This is a genomic window from Streptomyces sp. NPDC002537 (genome assembly GCF_053594975.1).
The window spans coordinates 13,009-33,924 of sequence record NZ_JBSFWT010000020.1 but is presented as its reverse complement, the minus strand read 5'-3'; the positions used below and the strand labels follow the sequence as shown (position 1 = coordinate 33,924).

General features: G+C 71.6%; 23 protein-coding genes. 14 read left to right on the top strand and 9 right to left on the bottom strand.

Features of this window, described 5'->3' with window-relative positions:
- Window positions 1-9: 9 nt before the first annotated feature.
- The gene (locus tag ACWD4A_RS12085; RefSeq protein WP_451192688.1) at window positions 10-1,764 is read right to left on the bottom strand and encodes an ABC transporter permease; all 1,755 of its coding nucleotides are present in this window, start codon (window positions 1,762-1,764) and stop codon (window positions 10-12) included.
- Window positions 1,765-2,239: 475 nt separating this feature from the next.
- Here ACWD4A_RS12085 and ACWD4A_RS12080 point away from each other — a divergent pair, with 475 nt between their 5' ends.
- The 4 genes from ACWD4A_RS12080 to ACWD4A_RS12065 all read left to right on the top strand — a co-directional run bounded on the left by ACWD4A_RS12080 (window position 2,240) and on the right by ACWD4A_RS12065 (window position 4,289).
- Window positions 2,240-2,737: a hypothetical protein gene (locus ACWD4A_RS12080; RefSeq protein ID WP_451192685.1), complete on the top strand. Its 498-nt coding sequence runs from the start codon at window positions 2,240-2,242 to the stop codon at window positions 2,735-2,737.
- A 420-nt stretch (window positions 2,738-3,157) separates the two neighbouring features.
- The gene (locus ACWD4A_RS12075; protein WP_451192683.1) at window positions 3,158-3,499 is read left to right on the top strand and encodes a hypothetical protein; all 342 of its coding nucleotides are present in this window, start codon (window positions 3,158-3,160) and stop codon (window positions 3,497-3,499) included.
- A 115-nt stretch (window positions 3,500-3,614) separates the two neighbouring features.
- Entirely contained in the window at window positions 3,615-3,896 is a 282-nt protein-coding gene (locus ACWD4A_RS12070; RefSeq protein ID WP_451192681.1) for a hypothetical protein, read from the top strand.
- A gap of 39 nt (window positions 3,897-3,935) precedes the next feature.
- Window positions 3,936-4,289: a winged helix-turn-helix domain-containing protein gene (locus ACWD4A_RS12065; protein WP_451192678.1), complete on the top strand. Its 354-nt coding sequence runs from the start codon at window positions 3,936-3,938 to the stop codon at window positions 4,287-4,289.
- A 9-nt stretch (window positions 4,290-4,298) separates the two neighbouring features.
- Here ACWD4A_RS12065 and ACWD4A_RS12060 read toward each other — a convergent pair whose 3' ends face one another.
- Complete coding sequence (locus tag ACWD4A_RS12060) at window positions 4,299-5,714, bottom strand: amidase (RefSeq protein ID WP_451192828.1); 1,416 nt, start codon at window positions 5,712-5,714, stop codon at window positions 4,299-4,301.
- Window positions 5,715-5,880: 166 nt separating this feature from the next.
- Here ACWD4A_RS12060 and ACWD4A_RS12055 point away from each other — a divergent pair, with 166 nt between their 5' ends.
- Window positions 5,881-6,018 carry an SCO1431 family membrane protein gene (locus ACWD4A_RS12055; protein ID WP_451192676.1) on the top strand — a complete coding sequence of 46 codons (138 nt, stop codon included), beginning with the start codon at window positions 5,881-5,883 and terminating at the stop codon, window positions 6,016-6,018.
- A 133-nt stretch (window positions 6,019-6,151) separates the two neighbouring features.
- Window positions 6,152-7,999: a glycoside hydrolase family 15 protein gene (locus ACWD4A_RS12050; protein ID WP_451192673.1), complete on the top strand. Its 1,848-nt coding sequence runs from the start codon at window positions 6,152-6,154 to the stop codon at window positions 7,997-7,999.
- 21 nt (window positions 8,000-8,020) lie between these two features.
- Here the strand turns inward: ACWD4A_RS12050 and ACWD4A_RS12045 are convergent, their stop codons facing one another.
- On the bottom strand, window positions 8,021-8,194 hold the full coding sequence (locus ACWD4A_RS12045) for a hypothetical protein (protein ID WP_451192671.1): 174 nt from the start codon (window positions 8,192-8,194) through the stop codon (window positions 8,021-8,023).
- A gap of 76 nt (window positions 8,195-8,270) precedes the next feature.
- Here ACWD4A_RS12045 and ACWD4A_RS12040 point away from each other — a divergent pair, with 76 nt between their 5' ends.
- Complete coding sequence (locus tag ACWD4A_RS12040) at window positions 8,271-8,684, top strand: DUF7878 domain-containing protein (RefSeq protein ID WP_451192826.1); 414 nt, start codon at window positions 8,271-8,273, stop codon at window positions 8,682-8,684.
- Window positions 8,685-8,740: 56 nt separating this feature from the next.
- On the opposite strand, the gene ACWD4A_RS12035 is transcribed toward ACWD4A_RS12040, so the two are convergent.
- Window positions 8,741-9,658, bottom strand: coding sequence for a DMT family transporter (locus ACWD4A_RS12035; RefSeq protein WP_451192669.1), 918 nt, complete (start codon window positions 9,656-9,658; stop codon window positions 8,741-8,743).
- 96 nt (window positions 9,659-9,754) lie between these two features.
- Here ACWD4A_RS12035 and ACWD4A_RS12030 point away from each other — a divergent pair, with 96 nt between their 5' ends.
- Window positions 9,755-10,657: a LysR family transcriptional regulator gene (locus tag ACWD4A_RS12030; RefSeq protein ID WP_451192667.1), complete on the top strand. Its 903-nt coding sequence runs from the start codon at window positions 9,755-9,757 to the stop codon at window positions 10,655-10,657.
- A gap of 4 nt (window positions 10,658-10,661) precedes the next feature.
- On the opposite strand, the gene ACWD4A_RS12025 is transcribed toward ACWD4A_RS12030, so the two are convergent.
- The 3 genes from ACWD4A_RS12025 to ACWD4A_RS12015 all read right to left on the bottom strand — a co-directional run bounded on the left by ACWD4A_RS12025 (window position 10,662) and on the right by ACWD4A_RS12015 (window position 13,309).
- Window positions 10,662-11,168, bottom strand: a complete 507-nt coding sequence (locus tag ACWD4A_RS12025; protein WP_451192665.1) for an FBP domain-containing protein — start codon at window positions 11,166-11,168, stop codon at window positions 10,662-10,664.
- A gap of 85 nt (window positions 11,169-11,253) precedes the next feature.
- A complete protein-coding gene (locus ACWD4A_RS12020; protein WP_451192664.1) occupies window positions 11,254-12,003 on the bottom strand; it encodes an HNH endonuclease family protein in 750 nt (249 codons plus the stop codon).
- Between the two features lie 76 nt (window positions 12,004-12,079).
- Window positions 12,080-13,309, bottom strand: a complete 1,230-nt coding sequence (locus ACWD4A_RS12015; RefSeq protein WP_451192662.1) for a GDSL-type esterase/lipase family protein — start codon at window positions 13,307-13,309, stop codon at window positions 12,080-12,082.
- Between the two features lie 223 nt (window positions 13,310-13,532).
- On the opposite strand from ACWD4A_RS12015, the gene ACWD4A_RS12010 reads away from it, so the two are divergent.
- Window positions 13,533-13,934: a hypothetical protein gene (locus tag ACWD4A_RS12010; RefSeq protein ID WP_451192660.1), complete on the top strand. Its 402-nt coding sequence runs from the start codon at window positions 13,533-13,535 to the stop codon at window positions 13,932-13,934.
- A 5-nt stretch (window positions 13,935-13,939) separates the two neighbouring features.
- A complete protein-coding gene (locus tag ACWD4A_RS12005) occupies window positions 13,940-14,605 on the top strand; it encodes a rhomboid-like protein (protein ID WP_451192659.1) in 666 nt (221 codons plus the stop codon).
- A gap of 42 nt (window positions 14,606-14,647) precedes the next feature.
- Here the strand turns inward: ACWD4A_RS12005 and ACWD4A_RS12000 are convergent, their stop codons facing one another.
- Entirely contained in the window at window positions 14,648-15,451 is an 804-nt protein-coding gene (locus ACWD4A_RS12000; protein ID WP_451192658.1) for an alpha/beta fold hydrolase, read from the bottom strand.
- Between the two features lie 96 nt (window positions 15,452-15,547).
- A complete protein-coding gene (locus tag ACWD4A_RS11995) occupies window positions 15,548-16,219 on the bottom strand; it encodes a DUF4097 family beta strand repeat-containing protein (RefSeq protein WP_451192656.1) in 672 nt (223 codons plus the stop codon).
- Window positions 16,220-16,466: 247 nt separating this feature from the next.
- Here ACWD4A_RS11995 and ACWD4A_RS11990 point away from each other — a divergent pair, with 247 nt between their 5' ends.
- From ACWD4A_RS11990 to ACWD4A_RS11975, 4 genes are all read left to right on the top strand, one after another.
- Window positions 16,467-17,201, top strand: coding sequence for a helix-turn-helix domain-containing protein (locus ACWD4A_RS11990; RefSeq protein WP_451192654.1), 735 nt, complete (start codon window positions 16,467-16,469; stop codon window positions 17,199-17,201).
- 118 nt (window positions 17,202-17,319) lie between these two features.
- Entirely contained in the window at window positions 17,320-18,150 is an 831-nt protein-coding gene (locus tag ACWD4A_RS11985) for a hypothetical protein (RefSeq protein ID WP_451192652.1), read from the top strand.
- Between the two features lie 338 nt (window positions 18,151-18,488).
- The gene (locus ACWD4A_RS11980; protein WP_451192650.1) at window positions 18,489-18,959 is read left to right on the top strand and encodes a hypothetical protein; all 471 of its coding nucleotides are present in this window, start codon (window positions 18,489-18,491) and stop codon (window positions 18,957-18,959) included.
- Window positions 18,960-18,964: 5 nt separating this feature from the next.
- The coding region (locus ACWD4A_RS11975) for a tetratricopeptide repeat protein (RefSeq protein ID WP_451192648.1) at window positions 18,965-20,916 on the top strand (1,952 nt) is incomplete at its 3' end.

The window sequence follows — 20,916 nt, the reverse complement described above, 5'->3', positions numbered from 1 at the left end:
TCAGGGGATTCAGGAGGTGTAGCGGGTTTCGGCGATGCGGTAGAGGCGGCGCCAGAACAGGCGGTTGAGCCCGACGACGTAGAGGCTCATTACAGCAACGCCCGCGATGAGGTGGGGGAAGTCGCCGTCGGCGGTGGCGTGCGAGATGTACGCGCCGAGGCCGGTGGCGGTGAGGGTGGTGGCGCCGAAGGGGACGATCTCGGAGACGATCGAGGCGTTCCAGGCGCCGCCGGAGGCGGTGATGCCGCCGGTGACGTAGGACGGGAAGATGCCGGGGAGGATCAGCCGCCGCCAGCGCTGCCAGCCGTGTACGCCCAGGTCGTCCATCGCCTCGCGGAGGTCGGTGGGGATGGACATGGCCCCGGCGATGGTGTTGAAGAGGATGTACCACTGGGCGCCGAGTGCCATCAGCAGGACGCCGCCCACATTGATGGACAGGCCGGTCTTCAGGAAGAACCAGACGGCCAGCGGAAAGAGGAAGTTGGCCGGGAAGCTGGCCAGGACCTGTACCAGGGGCTGCGCGATCCGGGTCAGCTTCGGGGAGAACCCGATGCGTACCCCGATGGGCACCCAGACCAGGGTGGCCCCGATGACCACGACGACGACGCGGGCGAGGGTGACCAGGCCCAGGAGCAGCGGTTCGCCGAAGACGCCGAGTCCGGTCCGGTCCTGGAGGTAGCCGGCGAGGTCGATCAGGCCCCAGAGGATGAGGCCGCCGGCGACGACCGCGAAGGTGATGTCGCCGGTGCGCTGCCGTCGCGGGTCGGCGGCCAGCGGCCGGTCGTCGACGCCGAGTACGCGCCCGGCGCGGGCGAGGGCCCGGCCGGCGGGGCGCAGCAGACGGCCCAGCAGGTGGGGCCAGTTGGAGCGGCGCAGGAAGTCCAGGACGTAGCTGCGCTGGACCTCGCTGGCCTCGGACTGCTCGTTCTTGAACTTCTCGGTCCAGGCGGTGAGGGGGCGCCAGAAGAGGAAGTTCACGCCGATGACCATGACGGCCATGGTGAGGATGGCCCAGCCGACCTTGCCGAGATCGCCGTCGGCGATGGCGGCGCCCGCGTAGGAGCCGACGCCCGGCAGGGCGTAGTCCTTGTTGCTGACGCTGATGGCCTCGGAGGCGACGAGGAAGAACCAGCCGCCGCCGAAGCTCATCATGCCGTTCCAGACCAGGCCGATGGCACCGGAGGGCAGTTCCACCTTCCAGAAGCGCATCCAGCGGGTGAAGCGGAACGAGCGGGAGAGCTCGTCCAGTTCACGGGGCAGCGAGGTCAGGGAGTGGTAGAAGCCGAAGGTCATGTTCCACGCCTGCGAGGTGAAGATCGCGAAGATGGACGCGCACTCCAGGCCGAGCATCGAGCCGGGGAACAGGGCGATGAACCCGGTGACCGCGACGGTCAGGAAGCCGAGCACCGGGACGGACTGGAGGATGTCCAGCGCCGGGATCAGGATGCGTTCCAGGCGGCGGCTGCGGGCGGCCGCGTAGGCGTAGACGAAGGTGAAGACGGTGGACGCGGCGAGCGCGATGAACATGCGCAGGAGGCTGCGCGCCGCGTCGTAGGGGAGCCGGGCGGGGTCGGTGTCGATCTTCAGCGCGTGGCTGGTGGAGAAGCGGACCGTCGTGCCCTGCCCGACCCGCAGGGTGACGTACAGCAGCACGAGGACCGCGGCGGCGACCACCGCGTCGATCCAGGTCATGCGGGACATCCGGCCCGCGACCCGGGACGGCAGCGACTCCCGCACGGTGGCGGGGCTCGTCCGGAACGACATCACAACAACCTCCGACCACACTCTGGGCACAGATCGCCCCGTGCCGCGACCGCGACGGGCACGTCGACGGCGTGGGCGGGGGGAATTCCGGGCGAGCGCGGAGAGAAAAGACCGGTAAATGGCGCCTGTCGCGAAAAGGCTCCCGGACGTGTGCGGCCGGAATCGGGGCGACTGGCGTGGGGCGGCGCCCGGGATTCCGCCGGGGCCGCGGGAACGGTTGCGTCAGTGACCGCTGACGGGGCGGCGCGGACTGGGAGGGTCTTCACCCATGGCGGCCTCCGTTCCGTGGTGCGGTTCCTGTGACACCGGCCCCGACCTGCGCAGATGACGCGGGGGGACGTGCCGCGAGCAGTATTGCCGCTTATTGCGCCGTTACGCAAATAATTGCCGCGGGGCATGAAACGGGCCCCCTTTCCCGATCCTTGCGCATTCGTGCAAGTATGGGCATGTGGCGAGCGAAGGAAGGAGGCTCGGCATGAGCTTCGCGCAGCACCTCCCGCGCACGGGCGAAGGGGCGGTGGCACTCGCCGTCCTTCTCGTCACCGCGCTCGAATTCGTCGTTCTCGGCCTGGCCCCCGCCGGCCACCGGCTCACGCTCAGCGGCGTACTGCTGGGAGCGGCCGTCGTCCTGTTCGCCGCGGTCGCCACCGCGGTGCACCTCCGCCGCCGGGCCGCGGAGCCGCACGCCGAGCCACTGCCCACGGAAGGCGTGGACGAGAACTGGTTCACCCCCGAGACCCTCGACGGCTTCCCGGCGCAGGCCGTCCGCTCCCTGCTGCACGACCCGGGCGCGCCCGGCCGGAACTCCCTCTACGTCGCCTGGATCTGCGCCGTCCACGGCTGCGACGCCCCATGGATCGTGCACCACCTGGGCCTGCCCGAAGAGGTGGCCCACGTCCTGGCCGACGCCGCCGCCGAGCACTACGGAGCGCACGCGCGCGCGACAACGGGGCGTCAAGACCGGGTCAAGTAGTTGCGCCGACGCGCAAGTAAGAGGCACACTTCTCGTGGTTCTGAAGACGGCACCTTTCGCGCGCTCCTGCGCGCCCCGGCCGGGAGGAGGCGAGAGACATGGATTGCGGACCCAGTAGCAGCGGTCCGGGCCACAGTAGGCCCTCCCGCCGCCTGCCCTCGCCCTGCCCCGGCACGCGGTAACCCTCCGCTCCGCGTGCACGCGCGTCACCGCCCCCGCACCCGTACGGCCTCCGCCGTCCCGGGCCGCCGGGCCGTGCGCTCACCGGGGTGAACTGCCGCCTCGTGCCCGCTCGTCACGACGATCCCGGTGATCGCGCGTGCCGCGCGGTGCGCAGGGGCACCTGACGACCACCCGACTCCGGTGGTGGTGGGGCGCACTCCCCGCCACCACCGGGCTTCCCTGAGAAGGGAGGGCACCATGCACCTCCTTCCGCACATCTGCGCCTTCACCGCACCGGCCCGCCGGCATCTGCACTCCGTCGCTCCGGACCGTCCCCGTACCCGTCCCCGTCACTCCGCGCACGACTGCCCCCGCGTCTATCTGGCCCTGCACGGCGGCACCGAGCGGGAGTACCTGCTCGACGACCCCCTCTCGTGCCCGCGGCCCGACGCCCGGCTCACCGCGTACGACGAGCGCGTACACCTCGCCTACATCCTCGCCCGGCAGGGTCACGACGCCCAGTGGCTCGCCCGGTTCGCCGACCTGCCGCTCCCGGCCGCGCACCGCATCACCGAAGCCGCCGCGCTGTCCGGCACCTGAACGTCCGGGCGCGGCCCGCTCCTTCACACCCCTGTACCTCTCTCGCACCCTTCCGCCGCTCCTCGGTCGCGCCTGCCTTCCTCCGGGCGCGCCGCCTCACGGAGGTGACCCCCGCATGTCCGTCCTCACCGCAGTCCACGTCCGCCGCCTGTCCGCCCGGCACCCCGGCACCGCCCGCGCCGCCTTCACCTCGTTCGCCGCGTTCCTCGTCTCGGCCGCCCGGCGCATCGCCGACAGCCCCCTGGAGAGCAGCATCGTACGCGCGGTCCCCGCCACGGCCCCGGCCGCCGGGACGCCCGCCGCCGACCGGCCCGTACGCCCGCACGCCCACTGGCGCGCGGTCACCGGACCGGGCGGCCGACGGCACCTCGAAGCCGCCTGGCACGTGAACCCCTGACCGTTCCCCCGTTCCCTGATTCAGAGAGGAGGCGCCGGCATGTCCTTCACGGTCGGCACCCTCATCGCCGCACCGCCGGCCCCGCACGCCCCCGTGTACCGTGTGCGCGGCCTCGTCGTCGACCTCGACCGCCGCGCCGTCTCGGTCCGCGGCCGGGCCGTCAAGCTGTCCTGCATGGAGTTCGAACTCCTCGCCCACCTCGTCACGCACCCCCAACAGCTCCACCGCCACGAGCAGTTGATGCGGATGGTGTGGCAGCAGTCCACCGCGGGCGACACCCGCACGGTCGACGCGCACATCGCCCGGCTGCGGCACAAGCTCGGCCCCCACTACGGGTCCGCCATCACGGGCGACGGGCGGAACGGGTACGCGTTCCGCCCGCCGGTCCTCTGACCGGCCGCCCTACCGGCTCGCACAGGCGGAGCGCTCCGGCGGCCGGTGTTCGAACCAGCGCTGATCCGCCTCCAGTTGGGCGGCCAGGGACAGGAGCAGCGGCTCGCTCGACGCCGGGCCGAGGAACTGCACACCCAGCGGCAGCCCGTCCGCCGTGAAGCCCGCGGGCACACCGACCGCGGGCCAGCCCAGCACGTTCCACGGCCAGGCGTACGGGCACGCCCCGATCATCAGCTCGTCCGTCCGGTGGCTGGACAAACCGGCCAACTCGCCGATGCGTAGCGGAGGTACGGCGTTCGTGGGTGTCAGGACGACATCGAAACGGCCGAAGATCTCCCCCACCCGGCGCCGCAGCGGGCCCTCCGCCGCCCGCGCGGCGCGCAGGACGGGGCCGCCCAGCAGCAGGCCGTTCCGCGCGTTCGTCCGCGTACGGGGGTCGAGCAGCCGCCGGTCGGGCGCCCGCCGCGCCCAGTCCCTGATCCCGGCCATGGAGCGCGGGACGAAGGTCAGCCCGACGAGCCCGTAGCGCGGCTCCTCCTCGACCACCTCGTGGCCCAGGGCCGCCAGCCGCTCCGCCGTCCGCAGGGTCGCGGCGCGCACGACCGGGTCCAGCCGCTGGCGGGCCACCGCGTACGCGGGCCGCAGGGACAGGGCGACGCGCAGCCTCCGGGGCTCCCGGCGGACGGCCGACAGCAGGTCCACGGCGGGCGGCCGGTGCAGGTCACCGGGGTGCGAGCCGCTCGCGGCGGCCAGCAGCAGGGCCGCGTCCCCGACCGTACGGGCCAGCGGGCCGTGACAGGTGATGCCGTGGAACGCCTCCGGCTCCGGCCAGGTCGAGACCCTGCCGCGCTGCGGCTTGACGGCGACGAGGTGCGTCCAGGCCGCGGGGATGCGGAGCGAACCCGCGCCGTCCGAGCCCAGCGCCGCCGGGACCAGGCCCGCGGCGACGGCCGCCGCGGAGCCGCCCGAGGACCCGCCGGGCGTGTGGCCGAGGCTCCACGGATTGCGGGTCGCCCCGAAGGCGGCCCCCTCCGTGACGGGGAACTGCCCCAGCTCGGGGCTGTTCGTCTTCCCGACGATCACCGCGCCCGCCGCGCGCAGCCTGCGCACGGCCTCGCTGTCCGCCCGCCGGGGCGGGAAGTCTCCCGCACAGCCGAACGCGGTCGGCTCCCCGGCCACGTCCATGTCGTCCTTCACCGCCAGCGGCACGCCCAGCAGCGGCGCCCGCTCCCCCGCCGCGAGCCGCCGGTCCGCGGCGTCGGCCTCCGCCAGCGCCGCCTCCGCCCGCACCCGCCGGAAGGCGTTCAGCACGGGCTGCGCCTCCTCGATCCTCCGCAGCGCCTCCTCGGCGAGCGCCCGCGAGGTCACGTCCCCGGCCGCCAGCGCCCGCACCTGATCGGCCAGTCCCCCGGCTATGAGTCGCATCACGCGATCCCCTTTCCCCCGTTCGAACACACGCTAATGGCACGGGAGTTGCCCGCCCAGCCGCCACGCGCCGACCGTGACCCGGGCCACTCCCCCTTTACCGCCCGACGGCCGCCCCGCACCCTGGACAAACAGGCACAAGCCGACACCCGTGAAGGACCCCCTCATGACCGAAACCGCAGCGGTCCGCACCACCACCCGCACCGGCGGCCCCTCCGACCGCAACAAGCTCCTGGAGCACCTCGCGGGCTGGACCCTCACGGTCGTCGTCGCCATGCTGATCACCCAGCTGGGGCTGATCTAGGGGACCCGGGGGCCTCCCCCTGCCGGGCCGGTCCAGGGACCTCCCCTTATAGGCAGGAGCAGGCATATCGCGCTATAACAGATGGTATGGGCCATCCCGCCCGTTCCGTCCGTCGCGCGGAGGAGGGGTGCTCATGACACACGCACCCGTACGGGGCCCTTATCTGCCGATCGAGGACCACGGGATCATCGGCGATCTGCACACCGTCGCGCTCGTGGGCGTCGACGGGACGATCGACTGGTGCTGTCTGCCGCGCTTCGACGCGCCCTCCGTCTTCGGCTCGCTGCTGGACGCGGGGCGCGGCGGCTCGTTCTCCGTCTCGGTGCGGGAGGTCGAGCGCACCAAGCAGATGTACATGCCGGATTCCAATGTGCTGCTGACCCGGTTCCTGGCCCAGAGCTCGGTCGCGGAGCTCTACGACTTCATGGTGCCCGACCACCCCTCCTGCCCGGCCGGGGGCGTACGGCAGATCGTCCGCTGGGTGCGGGTGCTGCGCGGGCGGGCCACCGTGGACGTGCGCTGCGCGCCCGCCTTCGACTACGCCCGCGCCCCGCACGACACGGATGTGGTGCCGGGCGTCGGCGTCGTGTTCCGGAGCCCCGCCGGGTCGCTGGTGCTGCGCTCCTCCGTACCGCTGCGCACCGAGGACGGCACGGCCCGCGCCACGGTCACGCTGGGGCCCGGCGAGTCCCTGGAGCTCGCCGCCCAGTGGGAGGGCACCCCGCGCCCCCTCGACGACGAAGAAGTGACGCACCTGCTCGACAAGACGCTCCGCTACTGGGACGACTGGCTGCGCCACTCCCGTTACCAGGGCCGCTACCGGGAATCGGTCGAGCGCTCGGCGCTCACGCTGAAGCTGCTCGTCCACCAGCCCAGCGGCGCCCTCGTCGCCGCCGCGACGACCTCCCTCCCCGAGTCGCCCGGCGGCAGCCGCAACTGGGACTACCGCTACACCTGGATCCGCGACGCCGCCTTCACCCTCTACGCGCTGATGCGGCTGGGCTTCACGGAAGAGGCCGCCGGATTCATCGACTGGCTGCACCAGCGCTGCGTCGAGGCCCCGCCGGGCAGCGGCCTGCAGGTGCTGTACGGCGTCGACGGCCGCGCCGAACTGCCCGAGTCCGTCCTGGACCACCTCTGCGGCTACCGCGGCGCCCGGCCCGTCCGGATCGGCAACGCCGCCTCGCAGCAGCTCCAACTCGACATCCACGGCGAGCTGATGGACTCCGTCTACCTCTACAACAAGTACGGCCAGCCCATCTCCTACGACCTGTGGGAGGCACTGGCCCGGCAGCTCGAATGGCTGGAGAAGCACTGGGAGGAGCCCGACGACGGCATCTGGGAGACGCGCGGCGGACGGCAGCGTTTCACCTACTCCGCCCTGATGACCTGGGTCGCCTTCGAGCGCGCCATCCGCATCGCCCGCCACCGCGGCATGCCCGCCCCCATCGAGGCCTGGCGCGACACCGCGGCCGCCGCCTACCGCTTCGTGCAGAACAGCTGCTACGCGCCGGACCTCGGCGCCTACACCCAGCACCCCGACTGCGCCACCCTCGACGCCTCACTGCTGATCATGCCGCTGGTGAAGTTCGCCGGGCCCGAGGACCCGCGCTTCCTGTCCACCGTCGACCGCATCGAGGAGAGCCTCGTCAGCGACAGCCTCGTGCACCGCTACCGCACCGACGGCAGCGACGGACTCACGGGCGGCGAGGGCACGTTCAACCTCTGCTCCTTCTGGTACGTCGAGGCCCTGGCCCGCGCCGGACGGGTCGGCGAGGCCCGCTACGTCTTCGAGAAGATGCTCACCCACGCCAACCACCTCGGGCTCTACGCCGAGGAGATCGGCCCCGCGGGCGAGGCCCTCGGCAACTTCCCGCAGGCCTTCACCCACCTCGCGCTCATCAGCGCCGCCACCAACCTCGACAGCGCGGTCAGCGCCCACCGCGGCCCGGCCGCACGCTTCTGGCACGTGGGGCCCTAGGCTCGCGTCCAGACTCGCGTCCTACTTGCCGGCGCCCTGGTGGAGCCACGGCGACGAGGTCGCCCAGAAGATGATGTCCGCCCCCAGGTAGTCATCCGCGAAGTCCACGAACTCCTCGGGCGCTTCCTGCGGCTGCTCGCGGACGGGTACGGACCCGCTCTGCCGGCGACCACGCCCGCCGTACCCCCTCCGCACCCCTCCGTCCGGCCCGCCCCCCATCGCGTTCCCGTTACTGTGGCATGAAATTCCGCAACGGAGGGTGAGTCAAGTGATGTTCGTCTGCCGGGACTTCGGCGCCCCCGACATTCCCCTGCGCGGCCTCACCCCCGAGTCCGCGCCCCTCACCGTGCTGCTCCTGGACATCGAGGCCGATCTCGACATCGAGGGCGTGTGGACGGAAGGCGACTTCCCCGTCGCCGAGCTCGCCTACCGGCTGGTGTACTGGCTCCGGGACGGCGGGCAGCGCGACTTCGAGTTCGACTCGATGACGTACGCGGACACCGGCGTCGTACGGATCGTGTCCTCGGACGGCGGCTGGCGCGTCGGCTCCGTCTACGCGCCGGACAAATGGACCGAGCCCCTGTCCTGGGACGCGCTCGTGGCGGAGATCCGGCAGTTCGTCCGCGCCGTGAGCGAGGGCGTCACGACGCTCGGGATCGAGCCGGAGTTCCTCTCGCGGGCGTGACCGCGCGGCGCGGGGGCCGCCGGTCGCGGAGGCGTACTCCACACCTCCGCGACCGCTCACGCCTGTGATGCCACCAGCCGCGCCGCGTTCTCCCGCCGCTTCCGACGCGTCATCCCCACCCCCACCAGCACCACGGCCATCCCCGCGACCACGCGCAGGTTCAGCTCCTCGCCGAGGACGATCGCGCCGAGCACCACCGACACCACGGGCAGCAGATAGCCCACCGTGGCCGCGTTGGTCGCACCCTCGTCCGCGATGATGCGGAAGGTGAGGTAGAAGGTGACTCCCGTGGCGACAACACCCAGGACGGCGACAGCTGTCAGGGCCATCGGGTCGAGTTCCACGGACACCAGTCCCCCGGCGGGCAGGGTCAGGGCGGTCAGCCCCGTGGCGGCGATCAACTGCCCGGCGGCGAGGGAGACCGTGGGCGTGCCCGTGCCGACCAGCTTGCGCCCCATGTACACGAAGGCGACGGCGTAGCTCGCGGCCGCGCCGAGGATCGCGAGGGCGCCCCAGCTGACGAGCCCGGACCGATGCCAAGGGGCGAAGATCAGGACCGTGCCCGCGAAGCCGAGGAGCAGCCCGCCCAGCCGTACGGCGCCCAGCCCGCGCTCCGTGCCGAGGGCGACACCGATGAGCAGGGACCACAGGGGTGTCGTCGCGTTGAGGACACCCGCCAATCCCGAGTCGACGGTCCGCTCGGCGAGGCTGAAGAACGCGAACGGCAGGGCGTTGCAGAAGAACGCGGCCACGAGGAGGTGGCGCCAGGTCGTCCGGGCCCGCGGGAGGCCCTGACGTGTCCGGACGCACATGGCGAGCAGGACGGCGGCACCCAGTGCGCAGCGGATCAGGGTGACCTGGACCGGCGAGAAGCCGTCGAGGGCCAGCTTGATCCACAGGAAGGTCGATCCCCACAGCAGGGCGAGTACGCCCATCCGTGCCACTGCCCAGGTTCCCCGTGCGCTGCCGGTCATCGCTCTCTCCCGTTCGGTCGTCCTGTGATGAACGGTGCCGCACCCGATACGACAGGACAAGCGAACACTTCTGCACGAACCATTAAGGTGTGCTACATGCTTGATGTGAGACGGATGCAGGTGCTCCGGGCCGTGGTCACCAGTGGCTCGGTGACGGCGGCCGCGGCGAACCTGGGCTACACGCCGTCCGCGGTCAGCCAGCAGGTGGCGGCCCTGGAGAAGCAGGCGGGCACAGCGCTGCTCGAACGGGTCGGCCGGGGCGTCCGGCCGACGGCCGCCGGGCGGCTGCTGACCGAGCACGCGGACATCATCGGCCGCAAGCTCACCGAGGCGGAGACGGCACTGGCCGACCTCCGGGCCGGGCGCACGGGCCGGCTGGCGGTCCGCTACTTCGCCACGGTGGGGGCCTCGTTGGTGGTCCCCGCCCTGGCCCGTCTCCGCCGTGACCACCCGGGCGTACGGATCGATCTCAAACTGTCGGATCCCGACGACCCGTTGTACGAGGTCGAACAGGGCCTCGCCGATCTGGGCACCGTGGTCCGGCCGCGCGAGCGGATGCGCGAGGGTGTGCGGCTGGTGCACCTGACGGACGACGCGTTCTGCGCGGTGCTTCCCGTGGACCACCGGCTGGCCGGCCGGGCCGCGGTCGACCTCGCCGACCTCGCCGACGACCCCTGGGTCGCCAGCGAGACACCGGGCCCCTGCCTCGACCCCGTCCTCGACGCCTGCGCCGCGGCCGGCTTCAGCCCGAACTTCGCGGTCGAGAGCGGGGATTACGCGACAGCGCAGGGGTTCGTCGCCGCCGGTCTCGGCATCGGGATGATGCCGCGCACGAGCCTGGCGAACCACCATCCCGGCGTCGTCGTCCGCCCCGTGCGCAACCCGGAGCCGGTCCGGGGCATCCACGCGGCGGTACGGGAGGTGTCCCTCGCCCAGCCCGCGCTGTGCTGTCTGCTGGACGCGCTGCGGGAGGTGGCGGCCACCGCGCCCGTGCAGTGAGCGGCTACGCGGCGGCCTTCACTCCCGTGAGCTCGTCCAGGAACGCGTGCAGCTTGGTCCGCGCCCGCTCGATCTGCTCCTCGGTCGTCAGCGTCTCCTCGTAGCGGGCCCCGCCCGCGGCCGGCTTCTTCCTGCCGCGGATGTAGAGCGAGCACGCGAGGTCGGAGCAGATGTAGATGCCGTACGAGTTGCCGTCCTTCCCCGCCTTGCCCGCCTTCCGGGCGGCCATCAGGGCGACCCCGCCCCGCGTGTGGCCCGTGTAGCAGAGGGAGCACAGGTTGGGGCGGTATCCGCGCTGGGCGTTGAGCCTGAGCGTGACGCCGACGATCTCGCCGTCCCGCTCGGTCACCAGATAGCTGCGGTCCGGGGCGCCCGGATCGGTCCAGCCGAGGAAGTCGAGCTCTTCCCAGGGCCGCTCGTCCAGGTCCCTGGGAAGGTTGATGCGCTTCGCCTCCCCCTTGGAACAATTGATGAACGATCCCCGGATCTCCTGCTCGCCGAGCTCCCTCATGGCGCCCCTCCCACATACGTACTGGCCAAAGACCTCACTATGCATGGATGTCGCCGCGGCGCGCATGTGGTTATTTCCGGGCCTTTCACCCGCCGCAATCGACACGCAGTGACTTGGCCAGCGCGTTTCCTTCGTCCTGCGTGACCGACAGGTCGTACTTGTGCTTCACCGCGATCCACGCCTCGGTGTACGGGCATGCCGCCGCGGGGTCCGGCGGCATCCACTGGTCGGGGCGTTTGTCGCCCTTCGAGCGGTTGGTCGACCCGGATACGGCGATCAGCTGCGGGGTGTCCGGTGAGATGTCATTGGCGAATTTCTCCCGCTTGGCGACGTCCCAGGTGCTGGCACCGGAGTCCCACGCCTCCTTGAGCGGCACGATGTGGTCGATGTCCAGCTGCCCCGGCTTCGCGATCTCCTTTTTGCCGGGGAGGTCGTATTCGCTTGTCCAGCGTCCCGCGATGACACGGCACTTACCACTGAGTCTCACCGGCACCGTGGACTGTTCCTTGAGCACGATCTCGCGGGTGGAGCAGCAGTCCTCGCCCGGCCTGGCCTGCCTGATCCAGCAACCGGTACCACCACCCACCCTGAATGCCGTCCGGTCGTATTTGGCGACCACCCGTCCTCGCTCCACGAGCAGTTGTCCCAGCATGTCGCGGGCATCGCCCGCGTTCGGAATGCCGGTCGGCCATTTCGCGGGTGTCCACGCGCCGCCCGCCCGGGAACCGGGCGTCCCGGTGGCGGATGACTCATCCGGCTCCGGGCCCTCGCACGTGATGTCGTCGTCGGCCGGGGCCGCGTACGTCACCGTGCCCGGCAGCACGGCGGCGAACACGACCGTACCGACGACGGCGACGGATCTGGCGACGGCTCTCAGCCGTCTTCGGCGTCGTACCCGCATCGCGGTCCTCCTACAGGGTCCTGGTGACGGTCATGCCGGTCGCGCCGTTCTTTCCGTCGTTGTCGCAGCGGTAGTTCCCGCGAGTGCTGCTGGTCCGGAGCTGTCCGCCGAGCTCGGTCAGGCACGTGCCCAGGGCCTGCTGGCCGAAGGCGTTCGGGTGCAGGGCTTCCTGCTGGTCGCCCTGGGACCCGGTCTGGAACACGAGGTACGGAATCCAGCGGACCCACTCCGCGTCCTGCGAACCCAGCGGATTCGTCGAGGAGTTGGCGGAGGTCGCCTGGCGATCGTGTCTGCCGCACAGCTCATGTCCGGCGAAGGCGTCCTTCACGTCCAGGAAGTCGGCCTCCGCGTCGGAGGCGGAGCGGCGGAGCTTGGCCCGCAGCCCCGCCACGAGGGTGTTCCGGGCCCAGTCGGTGTCCGCGTCGTAGAAGGGGCAGCCGCCGGTGGTGTAGCGCCCCCACGTCTCCCCGTACCGGTAGTCGGAGCCCGTGGGGAGCGGGGCCGGGTAGGACTGCACCACCAGTTGGTAGTCCTTGTCCTCGTACCCGAGATCCCGCAGGCCCTGGCGGATGTCCTTCAGGGTCCGGGTGACGTTCTCCTCGACGCCGTCGAGCCGCTTGTCGATGTCGCTGTCGCTGTAGTCGTCGTGGCAGTAGCGGTACGTCAGATATTTCCGGGCGCAGTCCTCGACGATGTCCTTGAAGCCCAGGTCGTTGCCGCCGACGGACACGACGACCATCTTGACCCGGTACTCCCTGGCCTTGTCCTTGAGCTGCTCGATCTGCGGGCGCTCGCGCTTCTCCGCGTACTCGTGCGTGAACTCGTTCGTCGTGGCCCCGGAGCAGGCGAGGTTGAAGCGGCGCTCCCGGGGGACGCCGGGATAGTCGACGGAGGTGATCGGGGCGACGTCCGAGCGGTCGCAGCGGTTGCCGCCGTCGTACGAGGTGCTGCCGTAGACGCGGCGCGAGTCGTGACGGCAACGGTCCTCGCCGGTGCAGTCGAACGCGGCCCGGTCCGTACCCCACACCGTGCCGCCGTTCCCGGTGTCGGCGTTGCCCGCCCAGCGGCCGGCTTCGCCGGAGATATAGCTGTCGCCGAGGGAGACGATGGCCGGGGGGTGCGTGCAGCCCTCGTCGCCCGCGTCGGCGGAGGTACGGCAGCGGGCCCACGCCGCGGAGGCGGAGGCGGGGGCGGGGGCGATGGAGAGGGTGACCAGGGTGAGCGTCAGGAGAAGCAGCAAGGAGCACCGATGAATACCTTTGAGGCTGTACATCGACTCCTCCGGTGAACGCTCGCCCTGTCGAGAGCGACGCTAGGACGGGGCCGGGGGTGTCGCACCACGGGCTGGGCCGTCGGGTGGGCGGCCGTCCGGGGTGCGGCCGTCCGGGAGCCGGAGGCGCTCGCCCGCGCCCTGGACCCGCGTGGCACCATGAACGGCATGACGATCACCAACCGAAAGGTCCATGCCGCGTAGGCGGCCGGGACACGTCCGGGCCGGGCTTCCGCGCCGGCGCCGGGCATACGAGACGGGCATCGACGGCCTGTCACCTCAGGCGCTGTCCGAGATCGTCCGGCTCGAACGGACGCGGAACTATCTGCAGCCGGGGGACGTCGGCCGGGCCGTGCGGCGCTGGGAGGAGTTCGTCCGCCTTCCGGAACAGCGGCAGTGGCACGAGTTCGAGTGGGACGACACGCACTGGTACTGCTGCGGCGATCCGCTGGAGGGCCGCGTCCTCCTCGACGGTGTGCTGCGCGCCATGTCGCGTCGAGGCGCCCGCGAGCTGGGGCGGGTGGTCGGCGCGCTCGATGCTTTCTGCGCCCTGCCCGCCCTTATCGCACCCCGACCGCCACCTCGCTTACAGTGACGCGGATGAATTGGGTGCGACGATTGCCCGCGACGGCCGTGTACGTGGGGCTGCTGCTGGCCACAGCCGGGTGGATGTCCAGCCAGTCGGTGCGGGAACAGGCGCGCTTCGTGCGGCACAACAGCAGCAATGTGCATCACCTCGAGGTCGGGAAGTGGTGGACGCTGTTCACCAGCGGACTGGTGGTGGACGGCGTGCCCGTGCTGCTCGGCATCGCCGCCGTGGCCGGCGTGCTCGGGCTGGCGGAGTGGCGGTGGGGGACGCTGCGCGGATTCGGCGTCTTCCTCCTCGGTCACCTCGTGGCCACCCTCCTCACCGAGGGCGCCATGTGGCTGATGCACCTCGCCCACCTGCCGGGCGCCCTGTCCAGGGCGCGCGACGTCGGCATCAGCTACGGCCTGGTCGCCACCGCCTCCTGCCTGCTGGCCCTCGGCGGCCGCCGGGCCCGCCGGTACGGGCTGCCCGCCCTCACCGCCCTGCTCACCGTCGCGTGGATCATCGACCACGAACTGGCCGACGCCGGCCACCTGGTGGCCCTGGGCCTGGGCGTCCTCGGCTCCCGCACCGGCTGGCTGCGCCCGCTGCGACGCGGGGCGGCCCCGGCGACGACCGGCACCCGGCACCCTCCGGTGCCGAGCGGCCTGGGCACCCGGGCCGGGCAGAGGGCCTGAACGCAGCGGGCCTGACCCCGGACGTTCCCCCACGGGCGGGACTCAGCCGACCTTGTGGTCGCGGGTGGCGGCGAGCTCGCGTACCGCGTCGGCGACGGCCCGGAAGTCCTTGCGCAGGATCTTGGAGTGGTTGCTCGCGACCTTCGCACCGACCCGGATGTTCGGGTTGCGGACGAGCACCGGGTCGAGGTTGGCACGGATCTGTTCCATCAGCTTCGGGTCGCCGCCCAGGTTGCCGCCGGTGGCGAGCACGTACCGGGTCGGTACGGTCAGCCGGTCGAGGACCGGGTCGAGGGCGGCGGGCGCGCAGAGTTCGTTGACCTCGATGTTGATCTCAGCGTGTTGCGCGGCACTCATCCGCGCGGCCAGGCCGAGCGGGCGGGCGATCGGGAACAGCGGGCTCAGCCGGCGGAACAGCTTGCGGATCTGCGCCCGGGCGGCGTCGTCGAGCCACTCGTGCGGCAGGGCGCCGTCCACGGCCACCGCCCCCAGGGCACGGCCCGGGTTCCGGGCGGCCCAGTGCACGGCGAGCATGGCGCCGTAGGACCAGCCCACCAGGATCGGCCGGTCCACGCCCCTCGCGGCGAGGACGGCGTCGAGGTCGCGGACGCACGCCTCGAACGAGTAGTCCGTGGCACGCTTCGACCTGCCGCGGGCGCGCTCGTCGTAGGTGATGTGCCGGTAGCCGCCGCCGAGTTCGGTGATGACGCGCCGCCAGTGCGACTGGTCGGCGTAGGAGCCGTTGAGGTAGACCACGGGACGGCCGGGTCCGCCGGTGTCGGTCACGGCCAGCGCGGTGTCGTCGATCGGCACCATGCCGGTCCAGGCTGACTGCTTGATGGTCATGGTCTGCCTTCTTCCAAGGTCGGTCGGAGGTGGATCAGGAACGGTGGACGGTGACGTCGCCGGTGGACGGTGACGTCGCCGCGGAAGGCGCGCGTCTCAGAGGCTGCGGGCGGTGATGTCGCCGTAGGCGGTGGTCGCGTGGATGGTCAGGCCGGCGGCGGCACCGTCGGCGTTCTTGAGCGCGTTGTGGATCCGGCCGTAGGAGGTGCCGGCGTCCAGGGAGGCGGAGACGCCGCGGGCGGCGCCGACCGTCACGTCGCCGGCCTCGGTGCGCAGTTCGAGCGTGCCGTGCGTGGCCTGGGTGATGTGGATGTCGCCCTTCTGGGTGCTGATCCGGGCGGGGCCGCCCAGGCGGCCGACCGAGATGTCGCCGGCGAGGAGGGTGAGGCGGGCGCTCGCGGTCTCGTCGAGCTTGACCGAGCCGGCCGCGCCCTCGAAGGTGACGTCGCCGAGGCGTCCGACGCCCCGGAACTCGGCGCTGGCCGCCTCCGCCTCGACGTGGGAGCCGACGGGCAGTTGGACGGTGACCTCGACGGATCCGGAGGGGCCGAGGATCCGGTTCTTCGCCTGCGAGTCCTCGATCCGCAGGACGCCGTCGTCGTACGTGACCGTGGTCCGCTCCGCCGCCTTCACATCGCGGCCCTTGGAAGCGTCCGCGGGCAGGATCTCGACCGTGGTGTCGGCCCGGTGGGCGGCGATGAACCGGACGCGTCCCGCGGGGATGTCCAGGACGGCGAAGACCGGGGCGGGGGTGTCGAACTTCTGCATGGTGTTTTTTCCTTCGGCTCGTTGTTTCGGCTCTTCGTTTCGAACAAGGGAAAAGCTACGTTGCGTTCAGAACTTCTTCAATGAAGTCGTTGCACGGAATCACCATCAATGCAGGTCAGAGCCGGGAAATCGTTGCAACCGGTCTCTGGATTAACGCAACGATGACCACTCATTCGTTGCAATGAACTGAAAGCGAACGCTATGCTGGGGGCATCACGCGCCACGAGGGAGACCTAAGGAGACCGCGATGCCGGGAGGCAGGCTCACCCAGCAGGAGCGCCAGCAGATCGCGCTGGGACTGGCCGACGGCCTCGCCTACGCGGAGATCGCCAGGCGCCTCGACCGCCCCACCTCGACGGTCACACGCGAGGTGATGCGCAACGGCGGCCCCACCGCCTACCGCGCCGACCTGGCCCACCGCGCCACCGAACGCCGCGCCCACCGGCGCAGGCAGGCCGTGCCCCCGGGGGCGGAGGCGCCCCCGCAGGCCCACGGGCGCGACGCCGAGGCGGTGCGCGCGTACGAGGAGACGTTCACCACCGTCCTCATCGCCTCGGGCGTGCCCAAGATGATGGCCCGGGTGCTGGCCTGCCTCACCCTCACCGACACGGGCAGCCTCACCGCGTCCGAACTCGTCCGGCATCTCCAGGTCAGCCCGGCGTCCGTCTCCAAGGCGGTCGCGTTCCTGGAGAGCCAGGGCCTCGTCCGCCGGGAACGCGACGAACGCCGCCGCGAGCGCTACATCGTCGACGACGACGTCTGGTACCAGTCGATGATGGCCAGCGCCCGCGCCACCGCCCACATCGTCGAGACCGCACGCCAGGGCGTCGGCATCCTCGGCCCCGACACCCCGGCCGCCACCCGCCTGGAGAACATCGCCCGCTTCGTCGACTTCGTCGGCGAGAGCATCACCCGCGCCGCGGAACAGGCCCGCGAGGTCCTCTACGCGAAACCCGAAACGACCTCGGACGGCACTGTCTGAGTCATGTTCAGCGAACGATCTGCCCGGCTTAGGCGCCCGGACAGGTCCTGGCCGTGATGCCCCGGTCACCGAGCTGGTCGCGGCCGACGTCGCCGCCGTCAACCGCAGAAGGTAGCCGATGTTCACTGCCCCTGAGCCGGCGGTCAGGGCCCGCATGCTCTCCGCCCGCGGCAAGGCATGCGCCCTGTTGGGCCTGGCAGACGCCGCGGGCGGAGAGGTGTGGGGATACGCCGGCCGGACACTGTCCGGGGCCGTCACGGCCCCGGACCGCCCCGCGTGGCTGCGCTTGGTCAGCGAACCCGCCGACAAGGCGGGCGGGAAGCTGTGGGAGGGCCCCGAAGAGGCATCGAGGGCCGTGCCTCCTGCCGTGCCCCGGCCGCAGTTGCTCGGATGGTGCGACTGGTCGGCCGACGGCTGGGGTTACCGAGCCGAGCTCTACCAGCACGTCGCCACACCACCGGTGTGCCGCAGCCCGGTCCTCCACCATGGCGTGGACCTGCCGGATGTCTGGTGGCACGACCTCCACCAAGCCCTCGATCGCCTCGGGCTCGTCGGCACCGGTCGCCGAGCGGTGCGCGAGCAGTACATCCGCCGCCGCGTCCCGGAGTTCACCGGCGTCACCCCCGGCGAGATCACCTGGGCCACCGCACACGGTGACCTCCACCGGGCCAACCTCACCGGTCCACAGCTGACCCTCATGGACTGGGAGGGCTGGGGCACCGCCCCCCTCGGCTACGACGCCGCGAACCTGTACCTGCACTCCCTGCCCGTACCGGATCTTGCGGAGCGGGTCCGCGAAGAGTTCGCCCACCTCCTGGGCACCCCCGCCGGCCGCGTCGGTGAGCTGACCGCCTGCACCGAAATCCTTCAAGCAGCCGCCCGCGTACCGTTCTACGCCGACCTGGCCGACGCCGTCCGACAGCACGTCGACCGCTTGAGGCGGGCTTGAGGCGGGCCGCCGCGTCCGGCGGCTGACCTGACCCCGGACCCGCGCCTGCATGGACGCGGCTTCTGACCCCGGACCCGCGCCTGCATGGACGCGGCTTCCCTCGCACGGGTATTGCTTGAGTTCTCCCCTGCCGTGCCGATGAGCGATCCGGCCACGCCCGCCCCGGACGGCGAGGGCGACGAGGGCGAAGTAACCAGGCCCGGTACCCGGCTTGACCTGCACGGCGAATGTCCGGACCAGACCTCGGCAGATACCGGGCGGTGTCCGGGGAACCATGACTTCAGGCCAGGCGTCCACTCTCAGTAAAGGAGTGATCGCTGAAAGTGTAGGGGGTAGCGGTGGATCCGATTTCTGTGGGGCTGCTGGCGGCATTGGTCGGTGGCGTCGGCGGGGAGGCCGGGCGGCAGGCATGGGCCGGGCTCACGGCCTTGGTGCGGCGCCCGTTCCGGCGCGGTGACGACTCCGCGGGGCATGCACCGCAGGTGAGTTCGGGCGTGGACGAGCTGGCCCGTCTGGAGAGGGACCCGGCCGATCCGGCACATGCGCAGGCCCTCAGCACGGTGCTGGCGGTGCGGGCGGCACTGGACGCCGACTTCCGCAGTGGTCTGGAGGCCTGGCACGAGCAGGCGAAGCGGGCACACTCCGGCGGCGGTACGGTCCGCAACGAGGTCAGCGGCGGCAGCCAGCACGGGCCGGTGCTCATGGGCCAGAACTTCTCCAACCTGTCCTTCGGCTCTCCGTCCGCACCCGCTCCGCCGCCGACGGCCGGGCAGGACCCGGACCGCAGTGATCCCCGGGAGAGGAGCTGACCGCCATGCACCAACCGACCGACCCCGGCGGCACCTTCAACAAGATCAGCGGCGGGATCGTCATCGGCCCGGCCATTCTGGGCAAGCAGGTCAGCCTCACGCTTCCGCCGCAGATCCCCACCGCGCTGGCCGGGCTGCCGGAGGTCTCCCCGGTGTTCACCGGCCGCGTCGAACCGCTCAAGGACCTGCTCGACGGCCTGGCCCCCGGCCACGCGGACGGACAGCAGCCGGTGCTGGTGCAGTCGGTCGCAGGACTCGCCGGCATCGGCAAGACCGAGCTCGTGGCACAGGCCGCCGCCCGGGCACTGAAACAACCGGACTGGTTCCCCGGCGGGATGCTCTTCACCAACCTGTCCGGCTACGACCCCACCCGCCGCGTATCTCCCGAGATCGCGCTGGACGGCTGGCTGCGGGCGCTGGGCATTCCCGGCGAGTACATCCCCGAGGGGCTGACCAACCGGCAGGGCCTGTACCGCAGCGTGCTCGCCGAGTTCGCCCGGCAGGGACAACGCATCCTCGTCATCATCGACAACGCCTCCAGCTCCGAACAGGCCCGCCCCCTGCTGCCCACCGACGGCCTCAACGCCGCACTGGTCACCTCCCGCCACACCCTCGACCTCGGCGCCCGCCTCCTCGACCTCGGCATCCTCGACGACGAGGCCGCTTTCGCCCTCCTCGCCCAGGTCCTGCACCGCGCCCACGGCGACCGCGACACCCGCGTCGCCGACGATCCGCAGGCGGCCAAGGACATCGCAACCCGGCTGTGCGCCGGGCTCCCGCTGGCCCTGCGCATCGTCGCCGCGCTCCTCGCCGACGCCCCCACCCGCCCCCTCGCCGACATTGCCGAGGACCTGGAAGCCGAGCACGCCCGGCTGGACGAACTGAAGCGGGAGGAACGCGCCGTACGCGCCGCCTTCGACCTGTCCTACCAGTTCCTCGACCACGACCACGCCCGGCTGTTCCGGCTGCTGCCCCTCAACCCGGGCCCCGACATCTCCACCGAAGCCACAGCCCACCTCGCCGACACCGACCCCCGCGACGTCAAAAAACTCCTCCAGGACCTGGCCCGCGCCCACTTGGTGGAGCAGGGGAAGTCCTGGGGCCGCTGGGGCCTGCACGACCTGGTCCGCCTGTACGCCGACGAACAAGGCCGCACCCACGACACCCCCGACCAGCGCCACACGGCCCAGGCCCGCCTGTTCACCCACTACCGGACCAGCACGGCCGCCGCCAACACCCATCTGAACACCCTGCCCGGCACCCGGTCCCCCCGCTTCCAAGACCGCGACGAAGCCCTGCAATGGCTGGACGCCGAGCGCACCAGCCTGATCGCCACCGCGACCGCAGCCCCAGCCATCGGCCACCCGGACACCACCGCCCACCTCGCCTTCGCCCTCGCCCGGTACCTCGACTACCGCCGCCGTTTCGATGACTGGATCACCATCACCACCACCGCCCTGACCCTCTTCCGCAGCCTCGGCGACCGGCACGGCGAGGGCAATGCACTGGGCAACCTCGGTATCGCCCTGACCGAGGTGCGGCGGTTCGAGGAGGCAGTGACCACTCACACCCAGGCCGCCGCCGTCTTCCGTGAGCTCGGCGACCGGCATGGCGAGGGCCGGGCGCTGGGTAACCTCGGCAGCGTCCTGACCGAGGTGCGGCGGTTCGAGGAAGCCATCACCGCCCACACCCAGGCCGCCGCCGTCTTCCGTGAGCTCGATGACCGGCACAGCGAGGGCAAGGCACTGAACAACCTCGGCAGCGCACTGACCGAGGTGCGGCGGTACGAGGAAGCCATCACCGCCCACACCCAGGCCGCCGCCGTCTTCCGTGAGCTCGATGACCGGCACAGCGAAGCCACGGCACTGAACAACCTCGGCAGCGCACTGACCGAGGTGCGGCGGTACGAGGAAGCCATCACCGCCCACACCCAGGCCGCCGCCGTCTTCCGTGAGCT